We start from the raw sequence: 8,816 nt of genomic DNA, 5'->3' as shown, positions 1-8,816 counted from the left end.
TAGATCGGCCGCATGGTGATACCGGCAAGGTCGGCGGCGACTACGGCTGCGGGGTGCAGATGCGCGACCGCACGGTGATGGGGTTGCGCGAGCAGGGTTTCGACATGGATGGCGAGCTCGTTGGGCACCCGGTAGCCGTCGAGTTCTCCTGCGGCGGCTTCGGTGCCATCGAAGCGGATGAGCCGGATATCGCTGGGCCGGGTGAACGCCACACCGGTGTCGGTGTCGCTGCGGCAGCGGATGAGTAGCCGTTCGCCGTCGACGCGCAGGCTCAGGTGACCGAGAATGCCGTCGACCAATCCGCGGGCTGCCGCCACCCGGCAGGCTTGGGCGACCAATACGCGCTGCTCCTGCACGTCGGTCACGACTGAGCGCCGAGGCCGAATCCGCCGTCAGGATGCGCGGTTGCGCCAGTGATGCCGCGCGACCGGTCCGAGGCGAAGAACACGAAACTCCACGCGTGGTCTTCGGCCGACAGCGCGACGTTGAGCGGGTTGCGCGCGGCCAGGTCGCGGGCGCGGTTGGGTGCGTCGTCGAGGCGGATCTCGTCGAGCCCGAGGGTGGAAAGCCCCCGCAGGTCGGTGCCGAGCGTGCCGCCCGGTGCCACACCGTTGACCCGTATCCGGGGCGCCAGCTCGTAGGCGAGGGTTGTGACCAGCCCGCGTACAGCGAACTTCGACGACACGTACAGCACCCCACCGCGTCCCGGATAAAACGACGACGCCGATTCGGTCAATACGATCGAGGACCCGTCTTCGGCTTGCAGCGCGGGCAAGGCTGCTTTGACCGATTGCAGAAGGCTGAGCACGTTGGCCTGAAACATCTCGTCGAAAGCCGCCGAAAGGTCGTCGGCGTCGATGTCGCTGATTCCCTTGTAGAAGTCGAAGACCCCGACACAGTTGACCAAAGTGTCGAGCCCGCCGAAGGCCTCCACCGCAGTGGCGACCGCCAAATCGTTGGCTGCGCGGGTGATCGCGTCGCCCTCTACTACCGGCACTTTTTTGAAGTCGTGCCGCAGGGCGTCGCATTTATCTGCATCACGTTCCAGCACAGCGACTTTCGCGCCTTCATCACGGAACGCATCGATGACGGCCCGGCCGATTCCGGATCCACCACCCACCACCAGGGCACGCTTGCCGTCCAGCCAGTCGCTCATAATTGGTCGTCCGGTTCAGGCAGCAGCGGGCCGTTCACGTTTCCCACCATTGCCTCCAGTGTGCGCGTGTTCTGGCGCGTCAATGCCTCCAGCTCCAGTGCATCCAAGCTAATCGACTGGCCGGACTTGGGGGCGGTGATCAGCAGTCGTGATCCGTTGCGGGTATCGACTCGCCGTACTTCTACTTCGGTGAATTCATTGGCAATGGTGAGCGGCTTGTCAGTCAAAGGAATACCGCCAGGTTCTGCATGCGCAGCACCGACTCGTCCACGAGAACGGTGCGCCGGGCCAGTTTCCAGTGTGTGCCGCAGCGGCGCAGCACATCTTCGCGTCCGCATGACACCAGCGCCGCCTCGTTGACGTCGCCGCGACTGCGGAAGAGCAGCTCGGCCGATTCCACGACCAGATGCGCGTCGTCGTGGCCGGCGAAGGTGCGCACATTGGTGACGAAGTGGCGCAGCCGCGACGGCGGGTCCTCAGTCCAGGCGTGCTCGGTGGCAAAGCGGGCAGCCCGTCGGCTCAGCGAGTACTTGTTCTCGTCGAAATGCGCCATCCCCGGCAACGTATCGAATCCGGCGCCGAGAGCGGTGGTGACACGCACCGGCATGACGTAGCGGATGTCGTCGGTCAGCGTGTCAAGCCACGCGTCATAGTCCTGGGCGTCGAGCAAATATGCCTCGTCGACCAGAAACTGGTGTGCCTCTAGATGCCGAATATCTTTGAACGGCAAGGATTTCCGGTTCGTCATACTGGTGCCGTGCCGAGCGTGGCGGTGGAGACCGACGGCGGTGCCATCTCGAGGTGATCGGCCCACAGCTTGAGCAGTTGGCGTTGGTTGTTCTCGTTGTAGCCGACTTGCGCGCGTCCGGGGCCGTGGAACGATTCGGCGGGAAGTGCCTTCACCACCGGGCGGTCATCGGCAAGCAGTCCCATCCGGCTGTTCAGCAGCAGCCGGCGTGCCATCGAACCGCCGGCGGTGTTGGTCAGCGATACCCAGTTCTCGACATCGTCTTGCTCGAACATGCCCGTCGACCCGAAACACATCAGGTAGGCCTGATAGGACTGCTGTTTGTAGTCCGGGGATGCTGCGGCGTCCACAGCGAACCACGAGCAGACCTCTGTCTCGCTTTCGCTGATCGGTTGCCACAGCCGGATGGAAATGAACGGCACCACTTGGTCGCCGGCGCCGACCTTGGGCCAGTTGTGCACGAAGCTGAGGTTCGGAAAACACGAGGCGGCCGAGATCATGAACCCGTCGTCGCCGACCATTCGTTGCTGCTGGGGCGTCCACACCTCTTTGATCCGGGTGATCATGTCGTCGGTGTAGCCGACGTAGCGCATGCGTTCTTCGAAGCTGCCAGGCGGGAGCTTGTAGGTGGTGCCGCCGCCGCAGCCGGCCCAGTAGGTGGCGCCGTCTTTGCGTTTCTGCGCTTTGGGCTCGCGGAACAGCCCAATCTCGACGATCGAGGTGTGGGTGTGCGGCGTGTGATACATGTCGCCGGCGAAGTTTTCGGCGCCGATTTTCCAGTTGGCCTTGATGCGCCAGCGCTGGGGTCCCCGAACTTCGAGGCCCTGCCGGCTCTGCTTGGTGTAGAAGTCCAGATAGAACCTGAAATCGCCGAGAAAGTCCTCGAGCGGTTGCGCGTGCGGGTCCATGCTGATGAAGATCAAGCCGTTGTAGGTGCCCAAACGTGGTGCAGCAAGCAAGCTTTGGCTTTGTTTGGCAAAGCCGGCGTCGCCGCCGTAAGCCTCGCGATGAAACGGAAGTCCGATGAGCCGGCCGTCGTTGCGATAGGACCAGCCGTGGTACGGGCAGCGGAAGTTCGACGCATTGCCCATCTCGGCGCGACAGACCTGCATTCCGCGGTGCAGGCACATATTAAATAGGGCACGTACACGGCCCTGAGAATCGCGGGTGATGATGAACGAGTCGCCGAGCACTCGACGCACGACGTAGTCGCCGTCTTGGGCGATCTCCGATTCGTGGGCGACGAATATCCAGGCCCGGCTGAACAGCCGCTGTTTTTCCAGGTCGAAGGTCTCCCGGTCGTTGTAGATGTGGGCAGGAATCATCCCGCGCCGGACGCTGTCGAAGACGCGGTCAGCCATATCGGCTCCTGTCTGTTATGCAGAGAACATTTCCGCTGAGTAGAGAATGCCGCAGGCCGAGGGGCCCGGTCAAACCTTGCGGCGGCCGGGCTGGCTGTGAGTTGACTGCGTAAAACGACGAACACGAGCTGAACCAGCAAAGCGCCCTGGTCCCGATTACGCGGCGCAAGAGCGGTAAACCGCAAACGCGGAGATCAGATCAGTCCAACTTGGGGATATACGGAGATATGCGTACAGTATCGTCGTCTACCGCCGCATCTGAGGAAGGACCGGTGCCATGGTTCAGCGCTCACCCGACCGCCAGCTCCAGAAGATTGGGGCCCGAGTGCTGGCGTTCATCGGCCGTCAGGAGTGGCTGGATCGGCCGAGTTACCGGTTCGAGCACGCGCTCAGCTTCGCCTACAACGCGCTGGGCGGTGCGCGCGATCGCGTCACCAACGCGCTGAACGGCGTGTGGCTCGGACATCCGGTCCATCCGCCGTTGGCGTCGCTGACCAGTGGGGCGATCGGGACGACTGTGGCGCTCGACGCGATCAGTTTGTTGCCGGGCCGGCCCCGCTCCGAGGTGCTTGACGCGTCGCGGTTCGCATCCCGGGCGCTCGGCCTGGGCATCCTGGCGAACCTCGGCTCCGCGATTACCGGCGTGACCGACTGGCAGCACACTCACGAGCAAGAGCGCCGCGTCGGGCTGGTGCACGGCATGCTGAACCTCGTGGCCACGGCCTTATACATGGTGTCGTGGTGGCAGCGTCGCCGCGGTCGCCACTTGCCGGGAATCGCGGTTAGCGCGATCGGGTACGGAATCACCGTCGGCAGCGGCTACATGGGCGGTGCGTTGGTGTTCGAATCCGGTATCGGTATCGACCAATCTGGTAAGCGGCTTCGCACCGCAGACTGGACCCCGGCGCTGCCGGTGGACGCGCTGCATGACGGCAAGCCGCAGCGAATCGAGGTCGACGGCGTGGGATTGGTGTTGTGCCGCAAGGGCGACGGGCAGGTGTCGGCGTTCGGCGAGTTCTGCCCACATCTGGCCGCACCGATGGCCGACGGCTGGATCGACCGGGGGCGGATCATATGCCCTTGGCATGGTTCACGTTTCGATGTCGAGTCCGGAGAGGTGCTGCGCGGCCCGGCGGCCGCTCCGCTGCCGTGCTATCAGACGCGGATTAACGACGGGATGATCGAGCTGCGCGGGGATGGCCAGCATGCCCTCGCGGCGGCGGAAGGAGTGGCTAAGTGAACGCGTACGCCGTGCTGCAGGATCACCACAAATTGATCAAAGGCCTGGTCAAGAAAATCAGTGCGACGCCGCCGGATAGCGCGGAGCGCCAGGAGTATCTCGATGAACTGCTGGTCGAGTTGGACATCCACTTTCGTATCGAAGACGACCTGTACTACCCAGCGCTGTCGGCGGCCGGTGACTTGATCGCGATCGCGCATGCCGAGCATCGCCAGGTCATCGACCAACTGGCCGTGCTTCTGCGTACGTCGCCGAGCGCGCCCGGGTACGACGACGAATGGCATTCCTTCGCGATGGTGCTTGAAGCGCATGCCGACGAAGAGGAACGCGACATGATTCCCGCACCACCTCCAGTGCAGCTCAGCGATGAAGAGCTCGACACGCTCGGTAACCAGATGGCCGGTCGCATCAAGGAATTGCGTGACTCGACCGTCCACAAGCTGCGGGTCAAGGGCAGAAAGGCACTGTTGCGGGCGATGTAACTCGACGCCGGGACCTACCGGATTGTCGGGCGTTGCTGCAACAGCGAGGCCAGTTCGTCGCGGCTGACCGTACCCGTTTTGGCCATCGCCCGGTAGATGTGACCTTCCACGGTGCGCACTGACAGCGTCAGGCGCCGGGCAATCGCGGAGCTGGGCAACCCCTCGCCGAGCAGCATGGCTATCTCTGTTTCGCGTTGAGTCAGCGGAAGTCTCTGGCTGGCCCGACGCAACGCCGGCGTGCTCGCGCCGCCGCACTGTGCAGCGAGCGCATCCGCGCGCATACTGCAGCTCAACGCCGATCCACGCAAGTCCATGCGGCGGTAGGCGATGGCCGCGTGTGCCGCCGCATCCAAAGCGGCCACGAGATCACCGATGCGCTCGAACTCCTGTGAAACATTTGCTAATTCAGCAGCATCGCCGGCATGCAGAGCAGCGGCGAACCGCGCTGCGAGCGCGGCGCGGGGCCCCTCGACGATCTCGGCCAACTCAGTCAAACGCGAACTGCTCGAATGATCGCCGAACTGTGTGGCGGTTTGCAGGCACATCACCTCGGGTGCGTATTGCCCGCAGGCACGGGCGGTTTCGGCGGCAGCCAGCACAATCTTGATCGCTTGGCTGACAGCGCCCTGACAGGCGGCAACCCACGCTTGGGCGATCCTGCGTTCGTAATCCAAGTATCGCCAACCAGGATGGCGGAGGTTCTCCAGCGTAGTGAGCGCAGTGACCGCCTCTTCGGTTAATCCGCGCATGGCCAGCGCAATCGTGAGCGGAATTTGGCATCGATAGGCCCAGCGGATGGTCTCCCCGGAGGCGGACAGCGCCGCGACCATCGGCTCCAGCAGGGACGCCGCGACGTCGACACGTCCGGCGCCTAGGGCAGCTCGACCGGAGACCGGATCACTTTGCAGTTGGCCGGGACCCGGTACGGTGGCCACGCGTTGGGCCAGAATGTCGGCCTGCTGCTGTGCCTTGGCAATCTGGCCCGACAGCAGCAAAGCGCCGACATGGGCGTCAGTGATGATCACGAAGCCGCGCACCGGTACGGGGTATCCAGACTCGGCGGCAGCCGCCGCCTCGGCGGTGCGGCCGGCGTCTCCGAGAGCGACGGTCATCCCCCATGACGTGAAGCGCGCCGGCACGTCGGGCAGCGTGTCCCACGCGATGGCCGCCGACGCGTTGATCGCCGCCTCTGGCTTGCCCATCGCCGCCCAATACACGGTGAGAAAAGCATCGATCAGATTGCGGGCGGGCGGTGCGATGTTTCTTGATGCCTCGTCGATCACCCTCCTCGCGCCCGCGGGATCGGCGAGCGGGAACAACCGATTGATCGCGCGCAAAAAGGCCAGTTGTGAGCGTTCGACATCGGTTAATTCGCCGGTGAGGGTTTCGGCGAGCAGGGCCTCTGACTCTTCGCCGCGGCTGAGCGATGAAAGAACATGGGCCCGAAGGAAATTTGCCTCCGGGACAGCGCCCGCGCGGACGGCGGCGTCAGCGAGCCGATCGGCCAGCGGGAGGTCCAATAGCCACACGGCACCTTGTGCGGCTTTAAGGAGAACGTCATGGTCGAGCTGAAGGTCGGAGTCCAGGCTTAGCGTGGCGCGGCGCACCAGGATGTGGATGTCATCGGAATTGCCGGATGCAGTCAACTCGTCGACGACCATTCCGCGCAGCCGGCGGAGTCGAATGGGCGACGCACGTTTGCGCCGCACCTCCCCGTAGAGCGGATGCGCGAGCCGGACGTGGATGCGGCCATCAAGCGGTTCGAGGGTGATCAGGCCGCGAGTGTCAGCTTCTTCGATCGAGTCGCGGTCAGCGATGCGCCGCAGGGCCGCCAGTTCGATCGGCTCGCCCACCGCCAACGTGTCGATGACATCGGCGACTGGGGCCGGCAGTGCGCCGAACCGTGACTCGATCAGGTCCACCAGGCTGGGCGGTACCACCGGGTCGCCGCTCCAACGCCAGCTTCCGCACTGCCTGCTGAGCCGACCGTGGGTGATTTCCTGCTCAACGATAGTGCGCAGGTAAAGGGGGTTGCCGCGGGTCAGTGCCCACAGCCGGCGGGCGTCAGTCAGACCCAGAGGACCCTTCAGGGTCTCCGAGAGCAGCCGGGTGGTCTCGTCTTGTGACAGCGGCTGCAAGTCGAGCCGGTCGAACCGGCCAACCTTCCACACCTCTCGAATCCCGGCAGGTATTGGATCGCCGGTGCGGACCGTCATCACCACTTTGGCAGCATTCTGCTGCACGATCTGGTGCAGGACGAATATCGATAGGTCGTCGAGGAATTGGACGTCATCGACGCCCACGATCACTGTGGTGCCCGGGTCGGCGGAAGTCAGTGATTCGATCACCCCGCGGACAAGCTGCAGGGTGTCCGCGACGGACGGCCCCGCCCACTCGGCGAAAGCACCGAGAGGAACTGTGCTAGCTGCCGATGTGGCTACAGCCCAACGGATTTCGCACCCAATGCCGCCAGCGCGAATCAGCGCTTCACGCGCGATTCGGCTCTTGCCAACGCCGGCCACGCCGTGCACGGCGATCCCGGAAAGATCAGGAGCCGAAAGCGCGGCGTCGATGACCCGCATCTCCTCACCGCGGCCGATCAGCGGCCACGTCAAAGACTTGGCGTCGAAACCGTTAAGCGCCATCGGGGGTGACACAGCAGGAGCTCTCGTTGCAGAGATTATGTCACGGTTGTAACCGTTCAGCGTGGGTCTGTGCGTGCGATGGACAGCCGTGATCCCGGTCGGCTCGGCAGGCCGGGCCCAGTCCCTTGCCGCACGGTTCGAACCGGCGCTCACTCGAGCGCCCCACCCGACATGGAGTTAGCAAAGCACCGGGCATTGCGCGATACCTCATCTAAACGGATGAGATCAGCTAGCGTTTACAGGAGCTACACAGCGACGAGAGTGCGCCATGCCGATACAAGCCAGCGAATCCGGGACCCGGCGATGGTCGCGGTCGATGAGTTCTCGCGGCTAGTCTCCGGCATCTACGCCGCTGCGGTCACTCCCCAGCATTGGGAGCCGGCCCTCCACGAGATTCGCCGCGCCTTGGGCGGCGCCGTCGGCTCGCTCACTGGTGAAGCTGCGAACGGAATGTGGCAAATCCAGGCCACAACTGCGCCGCCGGACGTCCCTAAGACCTACGCCGAGCACTATTACCGCCTGGATTATGTGCTCGCGGGCCTGAAGAACGGTCCAGTTGGCGCGGTACGCACCGGAACAGAGCTGGTCGCACCGGGGACGAACACGGAATTCTACAACGACTGGATGCGCCCGAACGACTTCGGAGACGGACTATTCGTCAGCATGACCGACGGCCAACGCCTCTCGTGTTTGATCGTGACGTCGCCACGGCGGACCGAGTCCTTCGATACGCCAGATCGTGTGAAGCTCATGGGCGCGCTGATTCCCCATCTGCAGCAGGCTATGCGCACGCAGAGCAAACTCACAGCGCTCGCCGACCGCACCGCTGAGTTGGCCAGTGCACTCAATGCTGTTCGGCACGGCATCGTTCTCGTGGGCTCTGAATGCTGGGTGCTCGATCTCAATGCGGCCGCCGAAGCCATCCTTCGCACCCACGACGGTGTGCACGTGTATGCCGGTCGCCTCGGCGCCGAAAACAGGTTAACCGAGCGCAAGTTGTATCGAGCGCTACATGCTGCCCTCGTGGGTGACAGTTCCGATACGCGCTCCGGTCGATCGTTGATTTGCGAGCGGCCGTCGGGCAAACGGCCCTATGTCATTCACGTGCTGCCACTGCAGCGCACTAGTTCTGACGAGATACCCACGGACACAAGGGCTTTAGTTCTGATCACTGATCCCGAGCA

At 63.9% G+C, this 8,816-nt stretch carries 9 protein-coding genes; 3 read left to right on the top strand and 6 right to left on the bottom strand.

Annotation, left to right across the window (positions count from 1 at the left end; all coding sequences use genetic code 11):
• The 5 genes from VFA16_RS07490 to VFA16_RS07470 all read right to left on the bottom strand — a co-directional run.
• The coding region (locus VFA16_RS07490) for a class II aldolase/adducin family protein (RefSeq protein WP_324967204.1) at positions 1–365 on the bottom strand (365 nt) is incomplete at its 3' end.
• A complete protein-coding gene (hcaB, locus tag VFA16_RS07485; RefSeq protein ID WP_324967203.1) occupies positions 362–1,156 on the bottom strand; it encodes a 3-(cis-5,6-dihydroxycyclohexa-1,3-dien-1-yl)propanoate dehydrogenase in 795 nt (264 codons plus the stop codon). The genes hcaB and VFA16_RS07490, both read right to left, overlap by 4 nt.
• Positions 1,153–1,383, bottom strand: a complete 231-nt coding sequence (locus VFA16_RS07480) for a dihydrodiol dehydrogenase (protein ID WP_324967202.1) — start codon at positions 1,381–1,383, stop codon at positions 1,153–1,155. The genes hcaB and VFA16_RS07480 overlap by 4 nt, the downstream gene beginning before the upstream one ends.
• Positions 1,380–1,904, bottom strand: a complete 525-nt coding sequence (locus tag VFA16_RS07475) for a 3-phenylpropionate/cinnamic acid dioxygenase subunit beta (protein WP_324967201.1) — start codon at positions 1,902–1,904, stop codon at positions 1,380–1,382. Before VFA16_RS07475 ends, VFA16_RS07480 begins: the two co-directional genes overlap by 4 nt.
• Entirely contained in the window at positions 1,901–3,265 is a 1,365-nt protein-coding gene (locus tag VFA16_RS07470; RefSeq protein WP_324967200.1) for an aromatic ring-hydroxylating dioxygenase subunit alpha, read from the bottom strand. The genes VFA16_RS07475 and VFA16_RS07470 overlap by 4 nt, the downstream gene beginning before the upstream one ends.
• A gap of 277 nt (positions 3,266–3,542) precedes the next feature.
• Between VFA16_RS07470 and VFA16_RS07465 the strand changes: the two genes are divergently transcribed.
• Entirely contained in the window at positions 3,543–4,505 is a 963-nt protein-coding gene (locus VFA16_RS07465; protein WP_324967199.1) for a Rieske 2Fe-2S domain-containing protein, read from the top strand.
• Positions 4,502–4,987: a hemerythrin domain-containing protein gene (locus VFA16_RS07460; RefSeq protein WP_324967198.1), complete on the top strand. Its 486-nt coding sequence runs from the start codon at positions 4,502–4,504 to the stop codon at positions 4,985–4,987. Before VFA16_RS07465 ends, VFA16_RS07460 begins: the two co-directional genes overlap by 4 nt.
• Positions 4,988–5,001: 14 nt before the next feature.
• Here the strand turns inward: VFA16_RS07460 and VFA16_RS07455 are convergent, their stop codons facing one another.
• Positions 5,002–7,644 (bottom strand): LuxR C-terminal-related transcriptional regulator, encoded by a 2,643-nt coding sequence (locus VFA16_RS07455; RefSeq protein WP_324967197.1) that lies wholly within the window; start codon positions 7,642–7,644, stop codon positions 5,002–5,004.
• 291 nt (positions 7,645–7,935) lie between these two features.
• Here VFA16_RS07455 and VFA16_RS07450 point away from each other — a divergent pair.
• Positions 7,936–8,816 (top strand): helix-turn-helix transcriptional regulator (locus VFA16_RS07450; protein ID WP_324967196.1); only part of this gene is annotated, 881 nt, incomplete at its 3' end.

Origin of the sequence: Mycobacterium sp. (assembly GCF_035653355.1) — a bacterium.
In the GTDB taxonomy this organism is placed as follows: domain Bacteria; phylum Actinomycetota; class Actinomycetes; order Mycobacteriales; family Mycobacteriaceae; genus Mycobacterium.
Note: the sequence above shows the minus strand (reverse complement) of the source record. Positions and strands in the feature narration are given on the sequence as shown.